Source organism: Terribacillus saccharophilus (assembly GCF_002272075.1).
GTDB lineage: Bacteria > Bacillota > Bacilli > Bacillales > Amphibacillaceae > Terribacillus > Terribacillus saccharophilus_A.
In genome coordinates this window covers 25,137-51,490 of record NZ_NPBJ01000041.1, presented here as the reverse complement: position 1 = coordinate 51,490, position 26,354 = coordinate 25,137, and the positions used below count along the sequence as shown (strand labels likewise).

Annotated in this window: 33 protein-coding genes, 1 pseudogene and 1 other annotated feature; all 34 genes and pseudogenes read left to right on the top strand. The window is 44.2% G+C overall.

From position 1 onward, the window contains the following. Positions 1 to 42: 42 nt before the first annotated feature. Positions 43 to 187: a sequence feature (ribosomal protein L10 leader region), on the top strand. A gap of 39 nt (positions 188 to 226) precedes the next feature. The 34 genes and pseudogenes from rplJ to CHH48_RS17960 all read left to right on the top strand — a co-directional run bounded on the left by rplJ (position 227) and on the right by CHH48_RS17960 (position 26,027). Further along, the gene (gene rplJ, locus CHH48_RS18120; RefSeq protein WP_038565146.1) at positions 227 to 727 is read left to right on the top strand and encodes a 50S ribosomal protein L10; all 501 of its coding nucleotides are present in this window, start codon (positions 227 to 229) and stop codon (positions 725 to 727) included. Between the two features lie 52 nt (positions 728 to 779). Continuing rightward, a complete protein-coding gene (rplL, locus tag CHH48_RS18115) occupies positions 780 to 1,142 on the top strand; it encodes a 50S ribosomal protein L7/L12 (protein ID WP_095220645.1) in 363 nt (120 codons plus the stop codon). A gap of 92 nt (positions 1,143 to 1,234) precedes the next feature. Further along, positions 1,235 to 1,837 carry a class I SAM-dependent methyltransferase gene (locus CHH48_RS18110; RefSeq protein WP_095220646.1) on the top strand — a complete coding sequence of 201 codons (603 nt, stop codon included), beginning with the start codon at positions 1,235 to 1,237 and terminating at the stop codon, positions 1,835 to 1,837. 430 nt (positions 1,838 to 2,267) lie between these two features. Further along, on the top strand, positions 2,268 to 2,399 hold the full coding sequence (locus CHH48_RS19865) for a hypothetical protein (RefSeq protein WP_255212186.1): 132 nt from the start codon (positions 2,268 to 2,270) through the stop codon (positions 2,397 to 2,399). A gap of 65 nt (positions 2,400 to 2,464) precedes the next feature. After that, complete coding sequence (rpoB, locus tag CHH48_RS18105) at positions 2,465 to 6,004, top strand: DNA-directed RNA polymerase subunit beta (protein WP_038565154.1); 3,540 nt, start codon at positions 2,465 to 2,467, stop codon at positions 6,002 to 6,004. A 57-nt stretch (positions 6,005 to 6,061) separates the two neighbouring features. Further along, entirely contained in the window at positions 6,062 to 9,673 is a 3,612-nt protein-coding gene (gene rpoC, locus CHH48_RS18100; protein WP_095220647.1) for a DNA-directed RNA polymerase subunit beta', read from the top strand. Positions 9,674 to 9,816: 143 nt separating this feature from the next. Beyond that, a complete protein-coding gene (locus tag CHH48_RS18095) occupies positions 9,817 to 10,068 on the top strand; it encodes a 50S ribosomal protein L7ae-like protein (RefSeq protein ID WP_095220648.1) in 252 nt (83 codons plus the stop codon). Between the two features lie 109 nt (positions 10,069 to 10,177). After that, on the top strand, positions 10,178 to 10,591 hold the full coding sequence (gene rpsL, locus CHH48_RS18090; RefSeq protein ID WP_038565163.1) for a 30S ribosomal protein S12: 414 nt from the start codon (positions 10,178 to 10,180) through the stop codon (positions 10,589 to 10,591). A gap of 41 nt (positions 10,592 to 10,632) precedes the next feature. Beyond that, positions 10,633 to 11,103 carry a 30S ribosomal protein S7 gene (rpsG, locus tag CHH48_RS18085; RefSeq protein WP_038565166.1) on the top strand — a complete coding sequence of 157 codons (471 nt, stop codon included), beginning with the start codon at positions 10,633 to 10,635 and terminating at the stop codon, positions 11,101 to 11,103. 39 nt (positions 11,104 to 11,142) lie between these two features. Next, a complete protein-coding gene (gene fusA, locus CHH48_RS18080; protein WP_095220649.1) occupies positions 11,143 to 13,221 on the top strand; it encodes an elongation factor G in 2,079 nt (692 codons plus the stop codon). Between the two features lie 124 nt (positions 13,222 to 13,345). Next, positions 13,346 to 14,536: an elongation factor Tu gene (gene tuf, locus CHH48_RS18075; RefSeq protein WP_038565169.1), complete on the top strand. Its 1,191-nt coding sequence runs from the start codon at positions 13,346 to 13,348 to the stop codon at positions 14,534 to 14,536. A 362-nt stretch (positions 14,537 to 14,898) separates the two neighbouring features. Beyond that, positions 14,899 to 15,207 carry a 30S ribosomal protein S10 gene (gene rpsJ / locus CHH48_RS18070; RefSeq protein WP_038565171.1) on the top strand — a complete coding sequence of 103 codons (309 nt, stop codon included), beginning with the start codon at positions 14,899 to 14,901 and terminating at the stop codon, positions 15,205 to 15,207. A gap of 27 nt (positions 15,208 to 15,234) precedes the next feature. Next, positions 15,235 to 15,864, top strand: coding sequence for a 50S ribosomal protein L3 (gene rplC, locus CHH48_RS18065; RefSeq protein WP_095220650.1), 630 nt, complete (start codon positions 15,235 to 15,237; stop codon positions 15,862 to 15,864). 26 nt (positions 15,865 to 15,890) lie between these two features. After that, positions 15,891 to 16,514: a 50S ribosomal protein L4 gene (gene rplD, locus CHH48_RS18060; RefSeq protein WP_038565177.1), complete on the top strand. Its 624-nt coding sequence runs from the start codon at positions 15,891 to 15,893 to the stop codon at positions 16,512 to 16,514. Next, positions 16,514 to 16,804: a 50S ribosomal protein L23 gene (gene rplW, locus CHH48_RS18055; protein ID WP_038565180.1), complete on the top strand. Its 291-nt coding sequence runs from the start codon at positions 16,514 to 16,516 to the stop codon at positions 16,802 to 16,804. The genes rplD and rplW overlap by 1 nt, the downstream gene beginning before the upstream one ends. 28 nt (positions 16,805 to 16,832) lie before the next feature. Further along, on the top strand, positions 16,833 to 17,663 hold the full coding sequence (rplB, locus tag CHH48_RS18050; protein WP_038565183.1) for a 50S ribosomal protein L2: 831 nt from the start codon (positions 16,833 to 16,835) through the stop codon (positions 17,661 to 17,663). 57 nt (positions 17,664 to 17,720) lie between these two features. Continuing rightward, the gene (gene rpsS / locus CHH48_RS18045) at positions 17,721 to 17,999 is read left to right on the top strand and encodes a 30S ribosomal protein S19 (RefSeq protein WP_038565186.1); all 279 of its coding nucleotides are present in this window, start codon (positions 17,721 to 17,723) and stop codon (positions 17,997 to 17,999) included. 18 nt (positions 18,000 to 18,017) lie between these two features. Further along, complete coding sequence (gene rplV / locus CHH48_RS18040) at positions 18,018 to 18,359, top strand: 50S ribosomal protein L22 (protein WP_038565189.1); 342 nt, start codon at positions 18,018 to 18,020, stop codon at positions 18,357 to 18,359. A 3-nt stretch (positions 18,360 to 18,362) separates the two neighbouring features. After that, positions 18,363 to 19,029: pseudogene (rpsC, locus tag CHH48_RS18035) on the top strand (30S ribosomal protein S3). Beyond that, positions 19,023 to 19,457, top strand: coding sequence for a 50S ribosomal protein L16 (gene rplP / locus CHH48_RS18030; RefSeq protein ID WP_095220651.1), 435 nt, complete (start codon positions 19,023 to 19,025; stop codon positions 19,455 to 19,457). Before rpsC ends, rplP begins: the two are co-directional and overlap by 7 nt. Further along, positions 19,447 to 19,647, top strand: a complete 201-nt coding sequence (rpmC, locus tag CHH48_RS18025) for a 50S ribosomal protein L29 (RefSeq protein ID WP_038565198.1) — start codon at positions 19,447 to 19,449, stop codon at positions 19,645 to 19,647. Before rplP ends, rpmC begins: the two co-directional genes overlap by 11 nt. A gap of 22 nt (positions 19,648 to 19,669) precedes the next feature. Then, positions 19,670 to 19,933, top strand: coding sequence for a 30S ribosomal protein S17 (gene rpsQ, locus CHH48_RS18020; RefSeq protein ID WP_095220652.1), 264 nt, complete (start codon positions 19,670 to 19,672; stop codon positions 19,931 to 19,933). 43 nt (positions 19,934 to 19,976) lie between these two features. Continuing rightward, positions 19,977 to 20,345 carry a 50S ribosomal protein L14 gene (rplN, locus tag CHH48_RS18015; protein WP_038565204.1) on the top strand — a complete coding sequence of 123 codons (369 nt, stop codon included), beginning with the start codon at positions 19,977 to 19,979 and terminating at the stop codon, positions 20,343 to 20,345. Between the two features lie 36 nt (positions 20,346 to 20,381). Next, complete coding sequence (gene rplX / locus CHH48_RS18010) at positions 20,382 to 20,693, top strand: 50S ribosomal protein L24 (protein WP_038565207.1); 312 nt, start codon at positions 20,382 to 20,384, stop codon at positions 20,691 to 20,693. A 25-nt stretch (positions 20,694 to 20,718) separates the two neighbouring features. Continuing rightward, on the top strand, positions 20,719 to 21,258 hold the full coding sequence (gene rplE / locus CHH48_RS18005) for a 50S ribosomal protein L5 (protein ID WP_038565210.1): 540 nt from the start codon (positions 20,719 to 20,721) through the stop codon (positions 21,256 to 21,258). Positions 21,259 to 21,279: 21 nt separating this feature from the next. Continuing rightward, entirely contained in the window at positions 21,280 to 21,465 is a 186-nt protein-coding gene (locus tag CHH48_RS18000) for a type Z 30S ribosomal protein S14 (protein WP_038565213.1), read from the top strand. A 31-nt stretch (positions 21,466 to 21,496) separates the two neighbouring features. After that, a complete protein-coding gene (rpsH, locus tag CHH48_RS17995; RefSeq protein ID WP_038565217.1) occupies positions 21,497 to 21,895 on the top strand; it encodes a 30S ribosomal protein S8 in 399 nt (132 codons plus the stop codon). A 29-nt stretch (positions 21,896 to 21,924) separates the two neighbouring features. Further along, the gene (gene rplF / locus CHH48_RS17990) at positions 21,925 to 22,461 is read left to right on the top strand and encodes a 50S ribosomal protein L6 (RefSeq protein ID WP_095220653.1); all 537 of its coding nucleotides are present in this window, start codon (positions 21,925 to 21,927) and stop codon (positions 22,459 to 22,461) included. Between the two features lie 32 nt (positions 22,462 to 22,493). After that, the gene (rplR, locus tag CHH48_RS17985) at positions 22,494 to 22,856 is read left to right on the top strand and encodes a 50S ribosomal protein L18 (protein ID WP_038565223.1); all 363 of its coding nucleotides are present in this window, start codon (positions 22,494 to 22,496) and stop codon (positions 22,854 to 22,856) included. Positions 22,857 to 22,877: 21 nt separating this feature from the next. Further along, complete coding sequence (gene rpsE / locus CHH48_RS17980; RefSeq protein WP_038565226.1) at positions 22,878 to 23,381, top strand: 30S ribosomal protein S5; 504 nt, start codon at positions 22,878 to 22,880, stop codon at positions 23,379 to 23,381. A 13-nt stretch (positions 23,382 to 23,394) separates the two neighbouring features. Continuing rightward, positions 23,395 to 23,577: a 50S ribosomal protein L30 gene (rpmD, locus tag CHH48_RS17975; RefSeq protein ID WP_095220654.1), complete on the top strand. Its 183-nt coding sequence runs from the start codon at positions 23,395 to 23,397 to the stop codon at positions 23,575 to 23,577. 30 nt (positions 23,578 to 23,607) lie between these two features. Then, entirely contained in the window at positions 23,608 to 24,048 is a 441-nt protein-coding gene (gene rplO, locus CHH48_RS17970; protein WP_038565232.1) for a 50S ribosomal protein L15, read from the top strand. Next, positions 24,048 to 25,337 carry a preprotein translocase subunit SecY gene (gene secY / locus CHH48_RS17965; RefSeq protein ID WP_038565234.1) on the top strand — a complete coding sequence of 430 codons (1,290 nt, stop codon included), beginning with the start codon at positions 24,048 to 24,050 and terminating at the stop codon, positions 25,335 to 25,337. The genes rplO and secY overlap by 1 nt, the downstream gene beginning before the upstream one ends. 39 nt (positions 25,338 to 25,376) lie before the next feature. After that, on the top strand, positions 25,377 to 26,027 hold the full coding sequence (locus CHH48_RS17960; RefSeq protein WP_095220655.1) for an adenylate kinase: 651 nt from the start codon (positions 25,377 to 25,379) through the stop codon (positions 26,025 to 26,027). Positions 26,028 to 26,354 lie beyond the last annotated feature (327 nt).

The following is a 26,354-nucleotide window of genomic DNA, read 5'->3' as shown; positions in this document are numbered from 1 at the left end:
TTGACATCTAATTGGAAACACTATATAATCAACTGTGGTTAAAACCTAATAAACGTTATACCTAAGACAGCAGGTGCCCTAGGGCTTAATCTCCTGCCGAGGTGTGTGAGATATAAAGGCAGTCTGTTCCGACTGTTCCTTGTGATCATGCCTCCATGTCGAATGGAGGCATTTTTCATGTTAACTCCAGGTATAATGGTGAACAAGCTAACAGGAGGTGGAACATATGTCCAAGATCATCGAACAAAAGCAACAGGTTGTAACTGAAATCGCTGAGAAATTCCAAGCGAGCCAATCTACAATCGTAGTAGACTACCGTGGTCTTACTGTTTCTGAGGTGACTGAACTACGCAAACAGCTTCGTGAAGCTGGTGTGGATTTCAAAGTCTACAAAAACACATTGACTCGCCGTGCTACGGAAGTTGCTGGTTTGACAGAACTAGACGAGAACTTGACAGGCCCAACTGCTATTGCCTTCAGTAATGAAGATGTAATTGCTCCTGCTAAGATCTTGAACGACTTCGCGAAAAAGAACGAAGCACTAGAAATCAAAGCTGGTGTCATCCAAGGCAACGTGGCTTCTGTAGAGCAAGTTAAAGAACTTGCAGATCTACCGAACTACGAAGGTTTGCTTTCTATGTTGCTTAGCGTGCTACAAGCACCAGTTCGCAACTTCGCATACGCTGCGAAAGCAATCGCAGAACAAAAAGAAGAGCAAGGCGCTTAAGGCTGCCTGAGACTTCAAAACAAAATAAAACATTCCCCAAGGAGGAAATATCATGTCTAAAGAGACAATCATTGAAGAGATTAAAGGTATGTCCGTTCTAGAATTGAACGATCTTGTTAAAGCTATCGAAGAAGAATTCGGCGTAACTGCTGCAGCTCCTGTAGCTGTAGCTGGTGGCGGAGCTGCTGAAGCTGCTGAAGAGCAAACTGAATTTAACGTTGTTCTTACAAGCGCTGGCGCTTCTAAAATCAAAGTTGTTAAAGCTGTACGCGAAGCAACTGGTCTAGGTCTTAAAGATGCTAAAGATCTTGTAGATAACGCTCCTGGAAACATCAAAGAAGGCGTTTCTAAAGCTGATGCTGAAGAACTTAAAGCTAAACTTGAAGAAGCTGGAGCTTCTGTAGAAGTTAAGTAATAACAAGAAAGCTCGCCTTCGGGCGAGCTTTCCTTTTATCTATCTCTCCATGGCAATCGTGAATGGATCCTGAATAAAGAAGGTGACCAATTATGTCGGATCATTATTATACCAATCAGCCGCAATCTAAAAGTGCTCCTGCTACATGGCGATTCACTTTAAAAGGCAATGAACTTATTTTCACTTCGGATACCGGGGTATTCTCCAAGAAAGAAGTGGATTTTGGTTCCAGGATTTTGATTGATGTCTTCAGGGAGCCTGAAATAGAAGGGGATATACTGGATCTTGGCTGTGGATATGGACCGATCGGCATTTCATTTGCGAAAGCATTCGCAAATCGCGCGATTGTGATGAGTGACGTTAATGAGCGCGCGGTATCACTTGCGAAACAGAATGCTGAGGCGAATGGAGCGAATAATACGCATTTTTATGTGAGTGATCGCTTAACCGCTTATTCGGACCGGAAGTTCGCGGCAATTGCTACTAACCCTCCAATCCGAGCAGGCAAGAAGGTTGTACATCAGTTATTTGAAGAGAGCTACCAAGCGCTGCTTCCTCAAGGAGAGCTCTGGGTTGTCATTCAAAAGAAACAAGGTGCCCCATCTGCTCAGGAAAAATTGAATCAGCTTTTCGGCTCGTGTGAAATCGTCAAGAAGGAAAAGGGCTATTACATTCTATTAGCTAAAAAAGATTGACTCGCATAAATGCTTGTGGTAGTATTGTAAAATGCCAATAGATAACGATACTCGGAGAGGATTATAATTTTCTTAGAGAATCGTGTTTAAACTGTCGGCCGCTTGGCAAGACTGCTATCATTATTATGTTTTTGCCTTCGTCGATTTTATCTAAATATGTATGATCAGGGTTATGTCGCCATTCGGAGGAGCTAGCAAGCTGAATTTTTAACGGTTTTTATGTAAAAACCTTTTTCGTTTTTAGCTTGAAGGCGGCGCAGGAAGGACAGTAGGAGTGTTACGCTGTTGGAACTATACCACTTTCTGATTTCTGTTAAACAGGAAGGGAAGCCCGTTTCATTACAACATTCACATCACATTCGTATTTATGCGAATGCTTTTCTATGTAAACAGAAGATGTGAACAATGCAAATATTGTGGCGATTCATTTATGTTAGCTACAATATATAATTTATTGCTTGGAAAGTCAATCGGCATTCCGGCAATTCAGGCAGACCTTCATCCGAAAAAGGTCGGTCAAGTGAGAGACTCACAGCAGGAGATTTCTGCTGCAGGATGTTGATTTACTGCAGTCTACGGATTGCAGCTTGAATACATTACTAATGTTTGATTTGAGGGGTGAAGCTGTTGACAGGTCAAGTAGTTCAGTATGGACGACACCGCCAGCGCAGAAGCTATGCACGTATTAGTGAAGTGCTAGAGTTACCGAATCTTATCGAGATTCAAACCGCTTCTTATGAATGGTTCTTAGAAGAAGGATTACGAGAGATGTTCCAGGATATTTCCCCGATCGAGGATTTCGCGGGTAATTTATCGCTGGAATTTGTCGACTATAGCCTTGGCGAACCGAAATATCCAGTAGATGAAGCAAAAGAAAGAGACGTTACCTATAACGCTCCACTTCGTGTGAAAGTCCGTTTGTTGAATAACGAGACAGGCGAAGTAAAAGAACAGGAAGTATTCATGGGTGACTTCCCATTGATGACAGATACAGGAACGTTCATCATCAACGGTGCTGAACGCGTTATCGTATCACAGCTTGTTCGCTCCCCTAGTGTTTATTTCAGTGAGAAATTCGACAAGAACGGAAAACGTGGCCATACGGCAACTGTTATTCCGAACCGTGGTGCATGGCTTGAGTTCGAGACGGATGCGAAGGATGTAGTCCATGTCCGTATCGACCGTACACGTAAACTTCCTATCACTGTCTTGCTTCGTGCGCTTGGATTCGGAAGTGATCAGGAAATCATCGATTTGATTGGTGAGAATGAGTACTTGCGTAACACATTGGAGAAAGATAACACAGAAACTACTGAAAAAGCATTGCTTGAAATCTACGAGCGTCTTCGTCCAGGAGAGCCGCCTACTGTAGAGAACGCGAAAAGCTTGCTTGTTTCTCGTTTCTTCGATCCAAAACGCTATGACCTAGCACATGTAGGCCGCTACAAAATGAACAAAAAGCTTCATATTAAAAACCGTTTGTTCAACCAGACATTGGCACAGCCAATCGTCGATGAAGAGACTGGTGAAGTACTTGCACAAAAAGGCGATAAGTTAGATCGTCGTCTGCTTGATAAGATTCTTCCTTATCTTGACGGTTCAAACGGCAAGTTCGGCGAGAATATCTTGGAGCCGCATGACGGTGTAGTACAAGATCAGATTGTCGTGCAAACAATTAAAATCGTCGACCCAACTGATCCAGAAGGCGAACGTACACTAAGTGTCACTGGTAATGCTACAGTTGATGACAGTGTGAAGAATCTGGACCCTGCTGACATCGTAGCAGCAGTCAGCTACTTCTTTAACCTATTGTATGAAGTTGGCGACACAGATGACATCGATCACCTTGGTAACAGAAGATTGCGTTCAGTAGGTGAATTGCTGCAAAACCAATTCCGTATTGGTCTATCCCGTATGGAACGTGTGGTACGCGAGCGTATGTCCATTCAGGATACGTCAGCAATCACACCGCAGCAGCTGATCAATATCCGCCCGGTGATTGCATCTATTAAAGAATTCTTCGGAAGCTCCCAGCTTTCCCAGTTCATGGACCAGACGAATCCGCTAGGTGAATTGACGCATAAACGTCGTCTTTCTGCTTTGGGGCCTGGTGGTTTGACTCGGGAACGTGCTGGCTTTGAAGTTCGTGACGTACACTACTCCCACTATGGAAGAATGTGTCCGATCGAAACGCCAGAGGGTCCGAACATTGGTTTGATCAACTCCCTTTCCACTTATGCGAAAGTGAACAAATTCGGTTTCATCGAGACACCTTACCGTCGTGTTGATCCGGAGACAAACCTTGTAACGGAACATATTGATTACCTTACTGCCGATGAGCAGGATAACTACGTTATCGCACAGGCAAACTCTCCGCTAACAGAAGATGGCGGCTTCGCAAACGAAGAAGTCGTTGCTCGTTTCCGTGAGGAGAATACAATCGTAGCTCGTGAACGTATCGATTACATGGACGTATCACCGAAACAGGTTGTATCTGCTGCGACAGCATGTATCCCGTTCTTGGAAAATGATGACTCCAACCGCGCATTGATGGGTGCGAACATGCAGCGACAAGCAGTACCGTTGATGCAGCCAGAAGCACCGATCGTAGGTACTGGTATGGAATATGTATCCGGAAAAGACTCCGGTGCAGCTGTTATCTGCCGCGCAGAAGGTATTGTAGAGCGCGTTGAAGCGAAAGAAATCATTGTGCGCCGTGTAACAGAAGTAGGCGGCAGTGAAGTGAAAGGCGATACAGATCGTTATCGTCTGCAGAAATTCAATCGTTCCAACCAAGGAACTTGCTATAACCAACGTCCGATCGTCAGCGTAGGCGACCGTGTGACAAAAGGTGAAATCCTTGCCGATGGACCTTCCATGCAGGATGGAGAGCTTGCACTTGGACGTAACGTTCTTGTTGCCTTCATGACATGGGAAGGTTACAACTACGAGGATGCTATCATCATGAGCGAACGCCTTGTGAAAGATGATGTTTACACATCTATCCATATCGAGGAATATGAGTCTGAAGCACGTGATACAAAGCTAGGACCAGAAGAAATCACACGCGATATTCCTAACGTAGGGGAAGACGCACTGAAGAACCTCGACGAGCGCGGAATCATCCGTGTTGGTGCTGAAGTTTCTGATGGTGATTTGCTTGTTGGTAAAGTAACGCCTAAAGGTGTAACTGAGCTATCTGCAGAAGAACGCCTATTGCATGCGATCTTCGGTGAGAAGGCACGTGAAGTTCGTGATACTTCTCTTCGTGTACCTCATGGTGCCGGCGGTATCGTATTGGATGTTAAGATCTTCAACCGTGAAGATGGCGATGAATTACCACCAGGTGTAAACCAGCTTGTACGTGCTTATATTGTTCAGAAACGTAAGATTTCTGAAGGAGATAAGATGGCTGGACGTCACGGTAACAAAGGTGTTATCTCTAAGATACTTCCAGAAGAGGATATGCCATTCATGCCAGATGGCACACCAGTTGATATCATGCTTAACCCACTAGGGGTACCATCTCGTATGAATATCGGACAGGTGTTTGAGCTTCACTTGGGTATGGCAGCTCGTGCACTGGGCATCCACGTTGCAACACCAGTATTTGATGGTGCGCGTGAGGAAGATGTTTGGGAAACGCTAGAAGAAGCTGGTATGCCGCGTGACGCGAAGACAGTCCTTTATGATGGAAGATCCGGTGAACCATTCGATAACCGTGTCTCTGTCGGCGTATCGTACATGATCAAGCTTGCGCACATGGTTGATGACAAGCTGCATGCACGTTCTACAGGTCCATATTCACTAGTAACGCAGCAGCCGCTTGGTGGTAAAGCACAGTTCGGTGGACAGCGTTTTGGTGAGATGGAGGTTTGGGCACTTGAAGCTTATGGTGCAGCATATACCTTGCAAGAGATTCTTACAGTTAAATCCGATGACGTTGTCGGTCGTGTGAAGACATATGAAGCTATTGTTAAAGGCGATAATGTACCAGAACCAGGTGTACCAGAATCATTTAAAGTATTAATTAAAGAGCTTCAGAGTCTTGGTATGGATGTTAAAATCCTCAACGGTGAAGAAGAAGAAGTAGAATTAAGAGAACTCGAAGATGAAGACGAGACGCAAGCACCTGACCGCATCAATCTTGATGTACAGGAAGGGTAAGGCGGCACAACATCGACTGCATAGCAGTAACGGGATACTAAAAGGGAGGTAGGCCCCTTGATAGATGTAAATAATTTTGAGTTTATGAAAATAGGTTTGGCTTCACCTGATAAGATTCGTTCATGGTCTTATGGAGAAGTTAAAAAGCCGGAAACGATCAACTATCGTACGTTAAAGCCTGAAAAAGACGGTTTGTTCTGTGAGCGCATCTTCGGTCCTCAAAAAGACTGGGAATGTCATTGCGGTAAATACAAACGCGTTCGCTATAAAGGCGTTGTATGTGATCGTTGTGGCGTAGAAGTTACCAAAGCCAAAGTACGCCGTGAGCGTATGGGACACATCGAGCTAGCAGCTCCTGTGTCTCACATTTGGTACTTCAAAGGTATTCCGAGCCGTATGGGTCTTGTACTGGATATGTCTCCTCGTGCGTTGGAAGAAGTTATCTACTTCGCAGCGTACATCGTGACAGATGCTGGTGATACAGCACTTGAGAAGAAGCAGCTTCTTTCTGAGAAAGAATATCGCCTCTATCGTGAAAAATACGGTAACACGTTCCAAGCTCAAATGGGTGCCGAAGCAATCCGTAAGCTTCTTCAAGATATCGAATTGGAGAAAGAAGTGGAAGCACTTCGCGAAGAATTGAAAACAGCACAAGGTCAGCGCAGAACGCGTGCGATTAAGCGCTTGGAAGTAATGGAAGCATTCCGTCACTCTGGAAACGAACCTTCTTGGATGGTATTGGATGTACTTCCGATCATTCCTCCTGAGCTTCGTCCAATGGTACAGCTTGATGGTGGTCGTTTCGCTACATCTGACTTGAATGATCTTTATCGTCGAGTGATAAACCGGAACAATCGTCTGAAACGCTTGTTGGACCTTGGTGCACCTAGCATCATCGTACAAAACGAAAAACGTATGCTTCAGGAAGCTGTTGATGCGTTAATCGATAACGGTCGTCGCGGTCGTCCTGTTACAGGTCCTGGTAACCGTCCATTGAAATCTCTTTCTCACATGCTGAAAGGTAAACAAGGACGTTTCCGTCAGAACTTGCTTGGTAAACGTGTAGACTATTCCGGACGTTCCGTAATCGTCGTAGGTCCGCATCTGAAGATGTATCAGTGTGGTCTTCCGAAAGAAATGGCGCTTGAACTATTCAAACCATTCATCATGAAAGAATTGGTGGAAAAAGGCCTTGCGCATAATATTAAATCTGCGAAACGGAAAATCGAACGTCTGCATCCGGAAATCTGGGATGTGCTCGAAGAAGTAATCCGTGAGCATCCAGTATTGCTTAACCGTGCACCTACGCTTCACCGCCTAGGTATCCAGGCATTCGAACCGACATTGGTAGAAGGTCGCGCAATCCGTCTTCACCCGCTAGTATGTACAGCTTATAACGCTGACTTCGATGGTGACCAGATGGCTGTCCACGTTCCTTTATCAGCTGAAGCACAGGCAGAGGCTCGTATCCTTATGCTTGCTGCACAGAACATCTTGAACCCGAAAGACGGTAAACCAGTCGTAACTCCATCTCAGGATATGGTACTAGGTAACTACTACCTAACACTTGAGCGTGAAGATGCTATCGGCGAAGGTAAAGTCTTCAAAGATGTAAACGAAGCAATGCTTGCTTATCAGAACGGTTATGTACATTTGCACACTCGTGTAGCAGTAGATGCCGGTTCATTGAACAATGAAACGTTCACAGAAGAGCAAAAAAACCAAATCCTGCTTACAACAGTAGGTAAACTCATCTTCAATACAATCTTGCCGAGCTCGTTCCCTTACATGAACGAACCGACTCGTGAGAACTTAGAAGAAAAAACACCTGCTCACTACTTTGTTGAAAAGGGTGCGAATATCAAAGAGGAGATCGCGAAACGCGACATTATCTCCCCGTTCAAGAAAGGTTTCCTGGGCGACATCATCGCGGAAGTGTTCAAACGCTTCAAAATCAGTGAAACGTCCAAAATGCTTGACCGCATGAAGGACCTTGGATTCAGTTATTCCACTAAAGCAGGTATTACGGTTGGTATCTCTGATATCGTCGTATTGAAAGAGAAAACAAAGATCCTTGATGAAGCACAATCCCGCGTGGATAAAGTGTTGAAACAGTTCCGTCGTGGTTTGATTACGGAAGAAGAGCGATATGACCGTGTTATCTCTATCTGGTCTAAAGCGAAGGATGACATTCAGGAGCGCCTGATGAAATCCTTGAGCAACCGTAACCCTATCTTCATGATGAGTGATTCCGGTGCCCGTGGTAACGCATCTAACTTCACGCAGCTTGCTGGTATGCGTGGTCTAATGGCCAACCCGGCAGGACGAATCATCGAGTTGCCGATCAAGTCCAGTTTCCGTGAGGGTCTGACAGTACTCGAGTACTTCATCTCTACACACGGTGCGCGTAAAGGTCTTGCCGATACAGCACTGAAAACTGCCGATTCCGGTTACTTGACTCGTCGTCTTGTTGACGTAGCACAGGATGTTATCATCCGTGAAGAAGATTGTGGTACTGACCGCAGCCTGAGAGTCCGTGCACTGACTGAAGGAACTGAAATGATCGAGCCTTTGTATGACCGCCTTGTAGGACGTACAGCGTTCGAGAATGTCAAACATCCTGAATCAGGTGATGTAATCGTTGCTAAGAACGAATTGATCGGCGAAGATACAGCAAGACTAATCGTAGATGCAGGTATCGAAGAAGTGGCAATCCGTACTGTCTTCACATGTAACACGAAGCATGGTGCATGTAAGAAATGTTACGGCCGCAACCTTGCAACTGGCAGCGACGTCGAAGTCGGCGAAGCAGTCGGTATCATCGCTGCACAATCCATCGGTGAACCAGGAACACAGCTTACAATGCGTACGTTCCACACAGGTGGGGTAGCCGGTGACGATATCACACAAGGTTTGCCGCGTATCCAGGAGTTGTTCGAGGCGCGTAACCCTAAAGGTCAAGCTGTCATCTCCGAGATCAAAGGAACAGTTATCGAGGTCAATGATGTAAAAGAGAAACAAGAGGTTACAATTCAAGGTACAGTTGAAACGAAGACTTACACAGCTCCTTATGGTGCACGCCTGCGTGTTGCTGAAGGTGACGCAATCGAAGCTGGTCAAGAACTGACAGAGGGTTCTGTAGATCCGAAAGAACTTCTTCGAGTTCGCGGTGTAGCTGGCGTTCAGCAGTATCTATTAAAAGAAGTACAGAAAGTATACCGGATGCAAGGGGTAGAAATCGGTGATAAACACGTTGAAGTAATGGTTCGTCAGATGCTTCGTAAAGTACGTGTTATCGATTCTGGTCAAACAGATGTATTGCCAGGTTCACTTCTTGAGATCCATCAATTCCGGGAAGCAAACCGTGAAGTCCTAAGAGAAGGCTTCCAGCCAGCAAGTGGTAAACCAGTATTGCTTGGTATTACGAAAGCTTCTCTAGAAACGGATTCCTTCTTGTCTGCCGCTTCCTTCCAGGAAACAACTCGTGTCCTTACCGATGCAGCTATCAAAGGTAAGCGCGATGAGCTTCTTGGCTTGAAAGAGAATGTTATCATTGGTAAGCTTGTTCCTGCTGGTACTGGTATGCCGCAGTACCGTAAGATCAAAGCGAAACTTGATACACCTGAAGAAGTAACAGAAGGTCAGGAAGTTGAAACTGTAACACCGTAACGGCGACCCTAATACACAAGGAAACAAAATAATTGTCGGAAGCACTGTAAATCTCTCGTTAAGGTGATTGACATCAGCTTACTAGAGTGATACTATAATCAAGGTGCTTCCGATTCTCCTTGTTTACTTTGGAGGATATGCATATGTCTTATGAAAAAGTAGCGCAAGCTAATACGGGAATCGTTATCGGAACCAAACAAACACTCAAGGCCATGAAGCAAGGCCAAGTGAACTCAGTTGTCATTGCAAATGACGCTGCCGAGCATATTACCGGCCAGGTAAGAAAGTTGGCAGAAGAATTAGGCATACCAGCGATCCAAGTGGATTCTATGAAGCGCTTAGGTGAAGCTTGTGGCATAGATGTAGGGACAGCTACTGTGGCAATCAAAAGATAGTTTTGGCGAAGCTGATGCTAGCTCAGCTCGTGAAAGCTTTGTTTTTTGCCCGAAAATGAACCACCTGGATGTGTGGTATTACAAAAAAGCTTTGAAAGGAGGAAAAAACATGCCTACTATTAATCAATTAGTACGCAAAGGTCGCGTAAGCAAAACAAAGAAATCTGACTCTCCAGCATTGAACAGAGGGTACAACAGTTTCAAGAAATCATTGACTAACCAGTCTTCACCACAAAAACGTGGTGTTTGTACTCGTGTTGGTACAATGACTCCGAAGAAACCAAACTCCGCATTGCGTAAATATGCACGTGTACGTTTGACAAACGGAATCGAGGTTACTGCCTACATTCCTGGTATCGGACACAACTTACAAGAGCACAGTGTTGTTTTGATCCGCGGCGGACGTGTAAAAGATTTACCGGGTGTACGTTACCATATCGTACGTGGTGCGCTTGATACTTCAGGTGTTGACGGTCGCGCACAAGGTCGCTCTAAATATGGTACTAAACGCCCTAAAAAATAAGACTAACATAATATAACCATCATCAGAAAGGAGGAGAATATATGCCAAGAAAAGGTCCTGTAGCGAAACGTGACGTGTTGCCAGATCCGTTGTACAACTCTAAATTGGTAACTCGTTTGATCAACCAAATCATGGTTGACGGACAACGCGGTAAAGCTCAAAAGATTCTTTATGCAGCATTCGAACTAGTTAAAGAACGTAGTGGAAACGATCCAATGGAGGTTTTCGAAACATCCATGAAGAACGTTATGCCTGTACTTGAAGTACGCGCACGCCGTGTTGGTGGTTCCAACTACCAAGTACCAGTTGAAGTACGCCCAGAGCGTCGTCAAGCACTAGGTCTTCGTTACATTGTTAACTATTCCCGTCTACGCGGTGAAAAAACAATGGAAGAGCGTCTTGCTAACGAAATTCTTGATGCGTCTAACAACACAGGTGCTGCTGTTAAGAAACGTGAAGATATGCATAAAATGGCTGAAGCAAACAAAGCGTTTGCTCACTACCGCTGGTAAGATATATCTTAAATTCACTCTAGGAAGGAGAAAGACCGTATGGCTAGAGAGTTCTCCTTAGAAAATACGCGTAATATCGGTATCATGGCTCACATCGATGCTGGTAAAACAACTGCAACAGAGCGTATTTTATTCTATACAGGACGTATCCACAAAATTGGAGAAACTCATGAAGGTGCTTCTCAAATGGACTGGATGGAGCAGGAGCAAGAGCGTGGTATTACTATCACATCTGCTGCAACAACTGCTCAATGGAAAAACCACCGTATCAACATCATCGATACACCAGGACACGTAGACTTCACTGTTGAAGTTGAACGTTCCCTGCGCGTACTTGATGGAGCGGTAGCTGTGCTTGATGCACAGTCCGGTGTTGAGCCGCAAACAGAAACTGTTTGGCGTCAGGCTACAACTTACGGTGTACCACGTATCGTGTTCGTTAACAAAATGGATAAAACAGGTGCAGACTTCCTTTATTCAGTTAAGACGATGCATGAACGTCTGGGCGCTAACGCGCACCCAGTACAAATTCCAATCGGTGCGGAAGATGATTTCGAAGGAATCATCGACCTAATCACTGGGGAAGCTCATTTCTACCTTGATGATCTTGGACAAAAGTACGAGACTCGTGAGATCCCTGCAGATATGCAAGATCTTGTGGATGAGTACCGTACAAACCTTATCGAAGCAGTAGCGGAACAAGATGAAGATCTTATGGAACGCTACCTTGAAGGGGAAGAGATCTCTAACGAAGAGCTTAAACAAGCTGTTCGTAAAGCGACTCTAAGTGTTGAATTCTACCCAGTATTCTGTGGTTCAGCATTCAAAAACAAAGGTGTTCAGCTTTTAATCGACGGTGTTGTTGATTACTTGCCTGCACCAACTGACGTACCAGCTATCGAAGGTATCGTTCCTGGTACTGAAGATAAGATTGTACGTAAATCCAGCGACAGCGAACCATTCAGTGCACTTGCTTTCAAAGTTGCAACTGACCCATTCGTAGGTAAACTTACTTTCTTCCGTGTGTACTCTGGTACATTGGAAGCAGGTTCTTACGTGAAAAACTCTACGAAGGACAAGCGTGAGCGCGTAGGCCGTATCCTACAAATGCACGCAAACACTCGTGAAGAGATTTCCAAAGTTTACGCTGGTGATATCGCAGGAGCAGTTGGTTTGAAAGATACTTCGACTGGTGATACGCTATGTGATGAAAAATCACTAGTTATCCTTGAGTCTATGGTATTCCCAGAGCCAGTTATCTCTGTTGCGATCGAACCAAAAACAAAAGCGGACCAAGATAAAATGTCCGTTGCACTTGGTAAACTAGCTGAGGAAGATCCTACATTCAGAACTGAAACTAACCCAGAAACTGGTCAGACTATCATCTCCGGTATGGGTGAGCTTCACTTGGATATCATCGTTGACCGTATGCGTCGCGAATTCAAAGTAGAAGCTAACGTAGGTGCTCCACAGGTAGCATACCGCGAAACATTCCGTGCATCTGCTGAAGTCGAAGGTAAATTCGTACGTCAGTCCGGTGGTCGCGGTCAGTTCGGACACGTTTGGATCAAATTCGAGCCAAACGAAGAAGGCGCTGGTTTCGAGTTCGAAAATAAAATCGTTGGTGGTGTAGTTCCTCGTGAATACATCCCATCTGTTGAAGCTGGTATCAAAGAATCCATGCAAAACGGTGTATTGGCTGGTTATCCGCTAATCGACGTTAAAGCATCATTATTTGATGGAAGCTACCACGATGTCGATTCCAACGAGATGGCATTTAAAGTTGCTGCTTCAATGGCGCTTAAAAACGCTAAGAGCAAATGTAACCCTGTCATCTTGGAACCACTTGTAAAAGTGGAAGTTGTTATCCCAGAGGAATACATGGGAGACATCATGGGCGATATCACTTCCCGTCGCGGACGTGTTGAAGGTATGGATACACGCGGACCTGCTCAGGTAGTTAATGCATTCGTGCCACTTGCTGAAATGTTCGGTTACGCAACAGCGTTGCGTTCCAACACACAAGGCCGTGGAACTTACACAATGACATTCGACCACTATGAAGAAGTGCCGAAAAGCGTTGGAGAAGAAATTATCAAGAAAAACGCTGGACAATAATTGATTTTTGGACAGTAATCGAGTATAACTTGTATTGGAAGCGTGCGTGCACGCATGCTTCTGCAATACAAGAAACATACTATCTAATACATGAGATATTTCCATATTTAAGGAGGAATTACTAATGGGTAAAGAAAAATTCGACCGCTCCAAATCCCACGTTAACGTTGGTACAATCGGACACGTTGACCATGGTAAAACAACACTAACTGCAGCTATCACAACTGTACTTCACAAGAAATCAGGTTCTGGTCAAGCAATGGCTTACGACCAAATCGATGGTGCTCCAGAAGAAAGAGAACGTGGAATCACTATCTCAACTGCACACGTAGAGTACGAAACTGATACTCGTCACTATGCACACGTTGACTGCCCAGGACACGCTGACTATGTTAAAAACATGATCACTGGTGCTGCACAAATGGATGGAGCTATCCTAGTAGTATCTGCTGCTGATGGTCCAATGCCACAAACTCGTGAGCACATCCTTCTTTCTCGTAACGTAGGTGTTCCTGCGATCGTTGTATTCTTAAACAAATGCGACATGGTTGACGATGAAGAACTTCTTGAACTTGTTGAAATGGAAGTTCGCGATCTTCTAAGCGAATATGACTTCCCTGGTGACGATGTACCAGTTATCAAAGGTTCTGCTCTTAAAGCTCTTGAAGGTGACGCTGATTACGAAGCTAAAATCTTCGAACTTATGGACGCTGTTGATGAGTACATCCCAACTCCAGAACGCGACAAAGAAAAACCATTCATGATGCCAGTTGAGGATGTATTCTCTATCACTGGTCGTGGTACTGTAGCTACAGGCCGCGTTGAGCGTGGAGAAGTTAAAGTCGGTGACGAAGTTGATATCATCGGTCTTAACGAAGCTCCTAAGAAAACAATCGTTACTGGTGTAGAAATGTTCCGTAAACTTCTTGATTACGCTGAAGCTGGCGATAACATCGGTGCTCTACTTCGTGGTGTATCCCGTGATGATATCAGCCGTGGACAAGTACTTGCTAAACCAGGTACAATCACTCCACACACAAAGTTCAAAGCTGAAGTTTATGTTCTTTCTAAAGAAGAAGGTGGACGTCACACTCCATTCTTCACTAACTACCGCCCACAGTTCTACTTCCGTACAACTGACGTAACTGGCGTAGTTCACCTTCCAGAAGGTACTGAAATGATCATGCCTGGCGATAACACAGAGATGTCTGTTGAGCTTATCTCTCCAATCGCTATCGAAGATGGTACTCGCTTCTCTATCCGTGAGGGTGGACGTACTGTTGGATCAGGCGTTGTATCTGTTATCGAAGCGTAAGCTGATATAACAATATAGAAGAAACAGACAGCAGACGTGCTGTCTGTTTTTTTATATACTTAGACCCAAAGATTGGCAGCGCCAGTAAATTGTAAAAAAAGCCGAAATGACTTGAAAACAGCATAAAGCCTATGTATAATACATAAAGTGTCATCTTATGAAGGAATACAGACTTTTAAGCTGTAAAACTAGATAAGACTTGCATTGACCACGTTTTTTCTATATAATTATAATGTTGGTCATTTAAAGGCGATGATGCGGGAGGTTGTTGGCACACCAGGCCCCTTTGCCATGGCAGGGTGGTCAAGTTAATTTCCGCTGAGAATGTCCTAAAGAATAAGGGCGATAAAGGAGGGAAAATAATGGCAAAAGAGAAAATCAGAATCCGTCTAAAAGCATACGATCACAGAATCCTTGATCAGTCTGCAGAAAAAATCGTAGATACAGCGAAACGTTCTGGTGCTAACGTATCAGGTCCGATTCCGCTTCCTACAGAGAAATCTGTATACACAATTCTACGTGCGGTGCACAAATATAAAGACTCTCGTGAGCAGTTCGAAATGCGCACTCACAAACGTCTTATCGATATCGTTAGTCCTACACCGCAAACAGTTGATTCATTGATGAGACTTGACTTACCGTCCGGTGTGGACATCGAAATTAAACTATAATTTTACACAAAATAGGAGGTGTAACGGATGACGAAAGGAATCTTGGGACGCAAGATCGGCATGACACAGCTATTCACTGAAAGTGGTGAACTTCAAGCTGTAACAGTTATCCAAGCTGAACCAAACGTAATTCTTCAAAAGAAAACTGTTGAAACTGACGGTTACAACGCATTGCAACTAGGATTTGCTGATCAGAAAGCAAACAACGCAAACAAACCTGCTAAAGGCCATGCTGAGAAAGCAAACACAACACCTAAGCGCTACATTCGTGAAATCCGTGACGCTGCTCTTGACGAACACGAAGTTGGACAAGAGGTTAGCGTAGAGATTTTCGCAGCTGGAGAAACAGTAGATGTAACAGGTACTTCTAAAGGTAAAGGATTCCAGGGTGCAATCAAGCGCCACAACCAATCCCGCGGACCTATGTCACACGGTTCACGTTACCACAGAAGACCAGGTTCTATGGGTGTAATTGACCCTATGCGCGTTTTCAAAGGTAAAGCACTACCAGGACAAATGGGCGGAGAGCAAATCACTGTTCAGAACCTTGAGATCGTTAAAGTTGACGCTGAGCGCAACCTTATCCTTGTTAAAGGTAACGTACCTGGTGCGAAAAAATCTTACGTGAAAGTATCAGGTGCCGTAAAAGGTAACTAATTCACAATACGAAGGGAGGATATATCATGCCTAAAGTAGCATTATTCAACCAGAGCGGATCTCAAGTCGGAGAAATCGAATTGAACGATTCCGTTTTCGGTATCGAGCCACACACACATGTATTACACGAAGCTGTACTAATGCAACGTGCTTCTATGCGTCAAGGTACGCATAAAGTAAAAGGACGTTCTGAAGTACGAGGCGGCGGAAGAAAGCCATGGCGTCAAAAAGGTACTGGCCGCGCACGTCAAGGATCCATTCGTTCACCACAATGGGTTGGCGGTGGAACAGTTTTCGGACCGACTCCACGCAGCTACAGCTACAAACTACCTAAAAAAGTTCGTCGTCTAGCGCTTAAATCAGCACTATCTTCTAAAGTACAAGAAGAAAACATCGTAGTTCTAGAGAGCCTTGCATTCGATGCTCCTAAAACAAAAGATGTCGTTGCTATGCTTAATGCACTTAACGTTGATAAAAAGGTATTGATCGTTACTGCAGATAAAGACGAAACTGTTGTACGTTCTGCAAACAACCTTAAAAACGTAAAAGTATTGAAACAAAGCGAAGTTAACGTTCTTGACTTGCTTACGCATGATAAGCTGATCTTAACGAAAGAGGCAGCTGAAAAAGCAGGGGAGGTGCTTGCATAATGAGAGAACCACGTGATATTATTAAGCGCCCTGTAATTACGGAACATTCTTCTGATCTTATGGTTGATAAGAAGTACACGTTTGAAGTTGACAAACGTGCTAACAAGATCGAAATCAAACAAGCGGTTGAAGTAATCTTTGGTGTAAAAGTGGAACAAGTGAACACTCAAAACCTTAAAGGTAAATTCAAACGTCAAGGTCGTTACGGCGGATACCGCCCAGATCGTAAAAAAGCAGTAGTAACACTATCAGAAGACAGCAAAGAAATTGACTTCTTCGAAGGTGTTTAAGAAATAATAGAGAAGGAGGGAAACAACGATGGCGATTAAAAAGTATAAACCGATTACTAACGGACGTCGTAACATGTCTGTATCGGATTTTGCCGAAATTACAACTGACAAGCCTGAGAAATCATTGCTTGCACCGCTTCATAAACGTGGCGGACGTAACAACCAAGGTAAATTGACTGTACGTCACCAAGGTGGTGGACACAAACGTCAATACCGTATTATCGACTTCAAACGCGACAAAGATGGAATACCAGGACGCGTTGCTACAATCGAGTACGATCCAAACCGTACTGCGAACATCGCTCTAATTCACTATGTTGATGGTGAAAAACGCTACATCCTTGCTCCGAAAGGCTTGGAAGTAGGAACTGAGATCATTTCTGGTGAAGGTGCTGACTTCAAAGTGGGTAACGCTATGGAGCTTGCTACAATCCCAGTTGGTACGATCATCCACAACATCGAATTGAAACCTGGCCGCGGTGCTCAGCTAGCTCGTTCTGCTGGTGCACAAGCTCAAATCCTTGGCCGTGAAGGTAAATATGTTCTTGTAAGACTAACTTCTGGTGAAGTACGTCTAGTACTAGGTACTTGCCGTGCTACAGTAGGTCAGGTTGGTAACTTGGAACATGAACTAATCGTAATTGGTAAAGCAGGACGCTCTCGCTGGTTAGGCAAACGCCCAACAGTCCGCGGATCTGTAATGAACCCTAATGATCACCCACACGGTGGTGGTGAAGGACGCGCTCCAATCGGACGTAAATCACCAATGTCTCCTTGGGGTAAACCAACACTTGGTTACAAAACACGTAAACGTAATAAGCAGTCCGATAAATTTATCGTACGTAAGCGTAAAAAATAATGTGGTAGCAAGGCGGGGATTTTCACCCGTCTCGATATCGCAAAGGGAGGTTTATGTATGGGTCGCAGTTTGAAAAAAGGACCTTTCGCAGATGATCATTTGCTGAAGAAAGTCGACAAATTGAACGAAGATGACAAGAAACAAGTTATCAGAACTTGGTCCCGTCGTTCTACTATTTTCCCAACATTCGTTGGACACACAATCGCTGTGTACGATGGCCGTAAACACGTACCTGTTTATGTTACTGAAGATATGGTAGGTCATAAACTTGGTGAATTCGCGCCAACTCGCACGTACAGAGGTCACGCAGCGGACGACAAGAAAACAAAACGCTAAGAGGGGAGGCAATCCTAAATGCAAGCAAAAGCTATGGCAAAATCAGTTCGCATTGCTCCTCGTAAGGTCCGCTTAGTTGTTGATTTAATTCGAGGAAAAAATGTCGGAGAAGCTGTTGCGATTTTGCGTCACACTCAGCGTGGTGCATCATTGGCAGTAGAAAAAGTACTTCGTTCTGCAGTTGCTAACGCAGAGCACAACTATGAAATGGATACGGATAACCTTGTTATCTCTGAAGCATTCGTTAACGAAGGTGCTACATTGAAACGTTTCCGTCCACGCGCTCAAGGCCGCGCAAGCCAAATCAACAAACGTACTAGCCACATTACAGTGGTTGTTACAGAAAAGAAGGAGGGTTAAGCAGTGGGTCAAAAAGTACATCCGATAGGTCTTCGCGTCGGCGTCATCCGTGACTGGGAATCCAAGTGGTACGGTGGCAAAGATTACGCTGATTTACTACATGAAGATATCAGAATTCGTGATTATCTAGAACAACGTTTGAAAGATGCTGCACTTTCTAAAGTGGAGATCGAACGTGCTGCTAACCGTGTAAATATTTCTATTCACACTGGTAAACCTGGTATGGTAATCGGTAAAGGCGGTTCTGAAGTGGAAGCACTTCGTAAAGCATTGAACAGCCTGACTGGCAAACGTGTTCACATCAACATCGTTGAAGTGAAACGTGTAGATCTTGATGCTAAATTGGTAGCAGACAACATCGCTCGTCAACTTGAAAACCGTATCTCATTCCGTCGTGCACAGAAACAAACATTGCAACGTGCAATGCGTGCTGGTGCTAAAGGTATCCGTACACAAGTTTCCGGTCGTCTAGGCGGAGCAGATATCGCTCGTGCAGAATCTTACAGCGAAGGAACAGTTCCACTTCATACTCTACGTGCTGACATCGACTATGGCACAGCTGAAGCTGATACAACTTATGGTAAGCTTGGCGTTAAAGTATGGATCTATCGTGGCGAAGTCCTTCCAACTAAAAACAACCGATAAGGAAGGGGGAAAAGCATTATGTTAATGCCTAAACGCGTAAAATATCGTAGACAACACCGTGGTAAATTGAATGGCCGTGCTAAAGGCGGTACAGAAGTTGCATTTGGTGAATGGGGTCTACAAGCTGTTGATCCAGCTTGGATCACTAGCCGTCAAATCGAATCTGCTCGTATCGCTATGACTCGTTACATGAAACGTGGCGGTAAAGTATGGATCAAAATCTTCCCAGATAAGCCATACACTAAAAAACCTCTAGAAGTCCGAATGGGTTCCGGTAAAGGTTCTCCTGAAGGCTGGGTTGCTGTAACGAAACCTGGTAAGATCATGTTCGAAATTGCTGGAGTATCTGAAGAGGTGGCTCGCGAAGCATTGCGTCTTGCTTCTCACAAACTGCCAATTAGAACTAAGATTGTAAAACGTGAAGAAATTGGTGGTGAAATCAATGAAGGCTAATGAAATCAAAGAACTGACCACTGCCGAAATTGAACAAAAAGTTAAGTCTCTAAAAGAAGAACTTTTCAACCTGCGCTTCCAATTAGCTACTGGACAGCTTGAGAATACAGCACGTATTCGCACAGTCCGTAAGACAATTGCTCGCATGAAGACAGTTGTTCGTGAAAGAGAATTAAGCGTAAATAACTAAATTCCGAGAGGAGGTTCGCGACATGAGTGAACGTAACAATCGTAAAGTCTACGTTGGACGTGTTGTATCCGATAAAATGGATAAAACAATCACTGTTCTTGTTGAAACCTACAAAACTCACACGCTGTACGGCAAGCGCGTTAAGTATTCTAAAAAACTAAAAGCGCATGATGAAAACGGTACAGCAAAAACTGGTGACTTGGTTCGTATAATGGAAACTCGTCCTTTATCTGCAACGAAACGTTTCCGTTTGGTTGAAGTAGTAGAAGAAGCAGTAATTATCTAATTTAAGATCGCTCGGAAGGATTCCGAAGGGAGGTAACACTCGTATGATTCAACAAGAGACTCGTTTGAAAGTCGCTGATAACTCTGGTGCTCGTGAAGTCCTAACAATTAAAGTGCTAGGCGGATCTGGTCGTAAAACAGCTAACATTGGTGACGTAATCGTTTGTACGGTGAAACAAGCAACACCTGGTGGCGTTGTCAAAAAAGGTGAAGTTGTTAAAGCTGTAATCGTACGTACGAAAAGCGGTGTTCGTCGTAAAGATGGTTCTTACATCAAATTCGACGAAAACGCAGCTGTTATCGTAAGAGATGACAAGAGCCCAAGAGGAACTCGTATCTTCGGACCAGTTGCACGTGAATTGCGTGATGCTAAGTTCATGAAGATCGTTTCCCTTGCTCCTGAAGTATTGTAAAAACTCTTAATGCCTTGTTAAGGAGGTGCAGTACACATGCATGTTAAAAAAGGTGACAAAGTTAAAGTAATCACTGGTAAAGATCGTGGTAAAGAAGGTACCATCCTTGAAGCTTATCCGAAGAAAGACCGTGTTCTTGTCGAAGGAATAAACATCGTCAAAAAACACGCGAAACCTTCTCAGGATAACCCGCAGGGCGGAATCCTTGAAATCGAAGCAGCGATTCACGTTTCTAACGTAATGCTGATCGATCCTAAAACTGGAGAGCCAACTCGCGTAGGCTACGAAGTGAAAGACGGCAAAAAAGTCCGTATCGCTAAGAAATCCGGTCAAGCTATCGATAAATAATTTCTTCTGAAAGGAGGGCTACTCGATGAATGAATTGAAACAAAGATATCAAGGCGAGATTTCTCCATCTCTAATGGAAAAATTCAGCTATAAATCTGTAATGCAAGTACCAAAGATCGAAAAGATCGTTATTAATATGGGTGTCGGTGACGCCGTTCAAAACTCTAAAGCACTTGATTCTGCAGTAGAGGAATTGTCTTTGCTTGCTGGTCAGCAGCCAATCATCACGAAAGCTAAGAAATCTATCGCAGGTTTCCGTCTTCGTGAAGGTATGCCAATCGGAGCGAAAGTTACATTGCGCGGAGAGCGTATGTACGAATTCCTTCAAAAACTAGTCGCAGTTTCCCTTCCACGTGTACGTGACTTCCGTGGTATCTCAAACAAAGCGTTTGATGGTCGTGGTAACTATACACTAGGTGTTAAAGAACAGCTAATCTTCCCAGAAATCAATTACGATAAAGTAAGCAAAGTACGTGGAATGGACATCGTTATCGTAACTACAGCCAACACTGACGAAGAAGCTCGTGAGCTACTTACTCAGCTAGGCATGCCTTTCCAAAAATAAAGGTAAAAAGGAGGGAATATTGTGGCTAAAAAATCTATGATCGTGAAACAACAACGCCCACAGAAATTTAAAGTACAAGAGTACACACGCTGCGAACGTTGCGGACGTCCACACTCTGTACTACGTAAATTCAAGCTATGCCGTATTTGTTTCCGCGAACTAGCCTATAAAGGTCAAATTCCTGGCGTTAAAAAAGCAAGCTGGTAATCCCCTAAATCAGGGAAGGAGGTAATGATTAATGGTTATGACAGATCCTATCGCAGATATGCTAACTCGTATTCGTAATGCAAACACTGTTCGTCATGAAAAACTGGAGCTTCCTGCTTCTAAGTTGAAAAAGGATGTTGCTGATATCCTTAAACGTGAAGGCTTTATTCGTGATTACGAATTCGTAGAAGATGACAAACAAGGTGTTCTACGCATCTTTTTGAAATATGGTAAAAACGACGAGCGTGTTATCACTGGTATTAAACGTATCAGTAAACCTGGTCTTCGTGTTTACGCGAAATCTACTGAAATTCCACGTGTCCTTAACGGACTTGGTATCGCAGTTGTTTCTACTTCTAAAGGCGTATTGTCTGATAAAGAAGCACGTGAGCAAGCTGTCGGCGGCGAAGTGCTAGCATACGTTTGGTAATTCCCAACAATTAGTAAGGAGGTGCACATATGTCCCGCGTAGGTAAAAAGATTCTTGAAATCCCTGCAGGCGTTGAATTCAAAAATGAAAACAACACTGTGACTGTAAAAGGTCCTAAAGGTGAATTGACTCGTACATTCCACCAAGATATGGTGATCAAAGTTGAAGAGAACGTTCTTACTGTTGAACGCCCAACTGACAGCAAGGAACACCGTGCTCTTCACGGAACTACTCGTTCTATCCTTGGAAACATGGTACAAGGCGTACACGCTGGTTATGAGAAAGCTCTTGAAATCATCGGTGTAGGTTATCGTGCTACTAAACAAGGCAACAAAGTCGTGGTCAACGCTGGTTATTCACATCCAGTTGAAGTTGAACACCGTGATGGTATTGAAATCGAAGTTCCTTCTAACACTCGTGTAGTTGTTAAAGGTATCGATAAGGAAGCTGTTGGCGCAGTAGCTGCTAACATCCGTGCAATCCGTCCTCCAGAGCCTTATAAAGGTAAAGGAATCCGTTACGAAGGCGAATTCGTACGTCGTAAAGAAGGTAAAACAGCGAAATAAGGTTTTCGTTAAACCAGAAAGGAGTGACCTGAATGATTACAAAAGTTGCAAAAAACGAATCGCGTAAGAGAAGACATAATCGTGTTCGTAAAAGCATTTCAGGAACATCTGAGCGTCCTCGTTTGAACGTTTTCCGTTCTAACAAGCACATTTACGCACAGTTGATCGATGATACAACTGGTAAAACACTTGCAAGTGCTTCTACTAAGGATGCTAGCCTTAGCCTAGAATCTACAAGCAATGTTGAAGCAGCTCAAAAGGTCGGAGAAGCAGTTGCTAACCGTGCGAAAGAAGCTGGCGTAACAACAATCGTATTTGACCGTGGAGGCTACCTTTACCACGGACGTGTTAAAGCATTGGCTGAAGCAGCTCGTGAAGCTGGTCTTAAATTCTAATCTAAAAAGGAGGGACACAACTTGCGTACAACAATTGACCCGAACAAACTTGATCTTGAAGAACGCGTAGTAACGGTTAACCGTGTTGCTAAAGTAGTAAAAGGTGGTCGTCGTTTCCGTTTCGCTGCTCTTGTAGTAGTAGGCGACAAAAACGGCCATGTAGGTTTCGGTACTGGTAAAGCACAAGAAGTACCAGAAGCGATCCGTAAAGCTATTGAAGACGCGAAGAAAAATCTAATTACTATACCTATCGTTGGTACAACTATTCCACATGAAATCATCGGTGAATTCGGCGCCGGCAACATCTTGATGAAGCCAGCAGCAGAAGGTACTGGAGTTATCGCCGGTGGACCTGTACGTGCGGTACTTGAGCTTGGTGGTATCGGAGACATCCTTTCTAAATCACTTGGTTCTAACACTCCAATCAACATGGTTCGTGCAACACTTAACGGACTTAGCAGATTGAAACGTGCAGAAGAAGTTGCGAAACTTCGTGGAAAGTCTGTAGAAGAACTGTTAGGATAAGGAGGGAAAGCACATGGCTAACAAATTAGAAATCACCCTCACGCGCAGTACGATCGGAAGACTAGAAAAACAGCGCAAAACTGTTGCTGCTCTAGGCCTTAGAAAGATCCGTCAGTCAGTTGTTTTGGAAGACAATCCAACTGTTCGCGGCATGATCAACAGAGTTTCTCATCTAGTATCAGTTAAAGAAGTATAATGATTTAAATGTAAAAGAGGAGGTGCCATTATGAAACTTCATGAATTGAAGTCAGCAGAAGGAACACGTAAAACTCGCAATCGTGTAGGTCGTGGTATGTCTTCAGGTAACGGTAAAACATCCGGCCGTGGACATAAAGGACAAAATGCACGCTCTGGCGGCGGTGTACGTCTAGGTTTCGAAGGTGGCCAAATGCCACTATTCCAACGTCTTCCTAAACGTGGATTTACAAACATCCACCGTACTGAGTACTCAATTGTTAACCTTGAAACCCTTAACCGTTTTGAAGAGGGTACAGAGGTAACTCCAGAGCTTCTACTTGAAAGCGGAGTTGTTAGCAAATTGAGAGCCGGTATTAAAGTTCTAGGAAACGGAAACATCGAAAAGAAACTTACTGTTAAAGCTCACAAGTTCTCAGCTTCTGCTAAAGAAGCCATTGAGGCAGCGGGCGGTCAAACAGAGGTGATCTAATGTTTCGTACAATCTCCAATTTTATGCGTGTAAAAGATATACGAAATAAAATCATCTTTACATTGCTAATGCTGATCATTTTCAGACTCGGTACGTTCATTCCTGTTCCATTTACCGATCGTTCCGCGATCGACTTTATGAATCAGCAGAACGTATTCGGATTTCTGAATACTTTTGGCGGCGGTGCATTGCAGAACTTCTCCATCCTTGCGATGGGTATCATGCCTTACATCACTGCCTCGATCATCATGCAGCTTCTGCAAATGGATGTCATCCCGACATTCAGTGAGTGGAAAAAGCAAGGAGAGATGGGACGTCGTAAGTTGGCACAAGTGACTCGTTATGCCACTATCGTGCTAGCGTTAATTCAGGCGGTAGGTATGTCCATCGGATTCAATCAGTTATCCGGCGGTATGCTCATTTCCGATCCAAGTTTTTATAAGTTCGCTGTCATTACAATCGTATTGACTGCAGGAACAGCATTCTTGATGTGGTTAGGAGAACAGATCACAGCTCATGGTGTAGGTAATGGTATCTCCATTATTATCTTCGCCGGTATCGCTGCTGCAATTCCAAATGGTTTAAACCAGCTTTGGGAACAGTACTTCAGCAATCCTGGTGATGATTTATTCCTAAATGTCGTGATTGTTGCAATTATCGCTATCGTGATCATTGCCGTAATTGTTGGTGTGATTTATATCACGCAAGCACTTCGTAAAATTCCAATCCAGTATTCGAAGCGTACCACTAGTCGCTCACAAGTAGGCGGTCAGTCCACCCACTTGCCGATTAAAGTAAACGCTGCTGGAGTAATCCCTGTAATTTTCGCAGTTTCCTTTATCTATGCTCCGCGTACTATCGCGAGTTTCTTTGAAGGAAATGTAGCAACTACGATCGAGAACGTATTCGATTATACGCAACCAATTGGGATGGTAATCTATGTAGTCCTGATTCTTGCATTTAGTTATTTCTATACATTTGTTCAGGTCAACCCGGAACAAATGGCAGAGAACTTAAACAAGCAAGGTGGCTACATCCCGGGTATTCGCCCAGGGAAAAGCACGGAAACGTACCTCACCAGTGTGATGTATCGTTTAACCTTCGTTGGGTCTCTCTTCTTGGCTGCTGTAGCTGTATTGCCTATTATCTTAGGCTCTATTGCCAACTTGCCGACTTCTGTCCAAATCGGAGGAACGAGCCTGCTGATCGTGGTAGGGGTAGCGTTGCAGACGATGAAACAGCTAGAAAGCCAGTTAGTGAAGCGTCATTATCGAGGCTTCATGAAATAGAGAACAGTCTACAAACAGACGAGAGCGAGGGGAATTTCGTTGAATTTAATTCTTATGGGTCTGCCGGGTGCTGGTAAAGGTACACAGGCAGAGAAGATTGTAGATAAATATAGCATCCCTCATATCTCAACAGGAGATATGTTCCGAGCTGCAATAAAAGAAGGAACGGAGCTTGGCCGTGAAGCGAAAGCTTACATGGACCAGGGTAAACTAGTTCCGGATGAAGTAACGATTGGTATAGTCCGAGATCGTTTAGGTAAGGATGACACCAACAACGGATTTTTACTTGACGGTTTTCCTCGTACGCTTGCTCAGGCAGAAGCGCTTGACGTATTGCTGGACGATTTGAATGCTAATGTAGATTACGTCTTACATGTAGAGGTTCCTCAGGAGAATTTGGTGGAGCGTTTATCTGGCAGATGGGTTTGTCCGACATGCGGCACTACGTACCATACCGTCTATAACCCTCCGAAAGAAGAAGGGGTATGTGACAAGGATGGTACTGCGCTGATCCAGCGAGACGACGATAAGCCGGAAACGGTGAAAAAACGTTTGGAAGTCAATATCGAGCAGCAGAAACCGATATTGGACTTCTACAACGATAAGGGCTATCTTGTAACAGTGAACGGTGACCAAGCAATCGATCAGGTCTTCCACGACATCGATCAGCGCTTGAATAATCTTCGCTGATACAGGTGTGCAAGCTATACTCTTTTAGTACGGGTGGAATTGCTCTTTAGGCTCGAGATAGCGTAAGGATGCATTCTATCCCTTGATAGAGTATAATAGACCTCGTGGTAGAGTTGAAACGATTTGCGACTCGCAATTCGTTCAAGCTTCCATCATCGGAACCGTGCCTTACTGATATCCTGACGCTAATTGACAAGGCTGAATATGAACAATCATGAAACAAATTGTGACTCAATTTGTGGACTTAATATAGATTCCCTAACATGCAGCTTTTCTAACCTGGACTTTCAGACAGAAAAGTGGTAGAATATGCTCCTTGTTTGCAGC

Bases quoted from the DNA above. Each gene is read 5' to 3' on its own strand.
- rplF (WP_095220653.1), top strand. From the start codon at position 21,925: ATGTCCCGCGTAGGTAAAAAGATTCTTGAAATCCCTGCAGGCGTTGAA.
- rplC (WP_095220650.1), top strand. From the start codon at position 15,235: ATGACGAAAGGAATCTTGGGACGCAAGATCGGCATGACACAGCTATTC.
- rpsQ (WP_095220652.1), top strand. From the start codon at position 19,670: ATGAGTGAACGTAACAATCGTAAAGTCTACGTTGGACGTGTTGTATCC.
- rplJ (WP_038565146.1), top strand. From the start codon at position 227: ATGTCCAAGATCATCGAACAAAAGCAACAGGTTGTAACTGAAATCGCT.
- rplW (WP_038565180.1), top strand. From the start codon at position 16,514: ATGAGAGAACCACGTGATATTATTAAGCGCCCTGTAATTACGGAACAT.
- rplP (WP_095220651.1), top strand. From the start codon at position 19,023: ATGTTAATGCCTAAACGCGTAAAATATCGTAGACAACACCGTGGTAAA.
- secY (WP_038565234.1), top strand. From the start codon at position 24,048: ATGTTTCGTACAATCTCCAATTTTATGCGTGTAAAAGATATACGAAAT.
- rplO (WP_038565232.1), top strand. From the start codon at position 23,608: ATGAAACTTCATGAATTGAAGTCAGCAGAAGGAACACGTAAAACTCGC.
- tuf (WP_038565169.1), top strand. From the start codon at position 13,346: ATGGGTAAAGAAAAATTCGACCGCTCCAAATCCCACGTTAACGTTGGT.
- rplD (WP_038565177.1), top strand. From the start codon at position 15,891: ATGCCTAAAGTAGCATTATTCAACCAGAGCGGATCTCAAGTCGGAGAA.
- rplL (WP_095220645.1), top strand. From the start codon at position 780: ATGTCTAAAGAGACAATCATTGAAGAGATTAAAGGTATGTCCGTTCTA.
- rpmD (WP_095220654.1), top strand. From the start codon at position 23,395: ATGGCTAACAAATTAGAAATCACCCTCACGCGCAGTACGATCGGAAGA.
- fusA (WP_095220649.1), top strand. From the start codon at position 11,143: ATGGCTAGAGAGTTCTCCTTAGAAAATACGCGTAATATCGGTATCATG.
- rplR (WP_038565223.1), top strand. From the start codon at position 22,494: ATGATTACAAAAGTTGCAAAAAACGAATCGCGTAAGAGAAGACATAAT.
- rpmC (WP_038565198.1), top strand. From the start codon at position 19,447: ATGAAGGCTAATGAAATCAAAGAACTGACCACTGCCGAAATTGAACAA.
- CHH48_RS18095 (WP_095220648.1), top strand. From the start codon at position 9,817: ATGTCTTATGAAAAAGTAGCGCAAGCTAATACGGGAATCGTTATCGGA.
- rplE (WP_038565210.1), top strand. From the start codon at position 20,719: ATGAATGAATTGAAACAAAGATATCAAGGCGAGATTTCTCCATCTCTA.
- rpsH (WP_038565217.1), top strand. From the start codon at position 21,497: ATGGTTATGACAGATCCTATCGCAGATATGCTAACTCGTATTCGTAAT.
- rplV (WP_038565189.1), top strand. From the start codon at position 18,018: ATGCAAGCAAAAGCTATGGCAAAATCAGTTCGCATTGCTCCTCGTAAG.
- rpsS (WP_038565186.1), top strand. From the start codon at position 17,721: ATGGGTCGCAGTTTGAAAAAAGGACCTTTCGCAGATGATCATTTGCTG.
- rplN (WP_038565204.1), top strand. From the start codon at position 19,977: ATGATTCAACAAGAGACTCGTTTGAAAGTCGCTGATAACTCTGGTGCT.
- rplX (WP_038565207.1), top strand. From the start codon at position 20,382: ATGCATGTTAAAAAAGGTGACAAAGTTAAAGTAATCACTGGTAAAGAT.
- CHH48_RS18110 (WP_095220646.1), top strand. From the start codon at position 1,235: ATGTCGGATCATTATTATACCAATCAGCCGCAATCTAAAAGTGCTCCT.
- CHH48_RS19865 (WP_255212186.1), top strand. From the start codon at position 2,268: ATGTTAGCTACAATATATAATTTATTGCTTGGAAAGTCAATCGGCATT.
- rpsG (WP_038565166.1), top strand. From the start codon at position 10,633: ATGCCAAGAAAAGGTCCTGTAGCGAAACGTGACGTGTTGCCAGATCCG.
- rplB (WP_038565183.1), top strand. From the start codon at position 16,833: ATGGCGATTAAAAAGTATAAACCGATTACTAACGGACGTCGTAACATG.
- rpsL (WP_038565163.1), top strand. From the start codon at position 10,178: ATGCCTACTATTAATCAATTAGTACGCAAAGGTCGCGTAAGCAAAACA.
- rpsJ (WP_038565171.1), top strand. From the start codon at position 14,899: ATGGCAAAAGAGAAAATCAGAATCCGTCTAAAAGCATACGATCACAGA.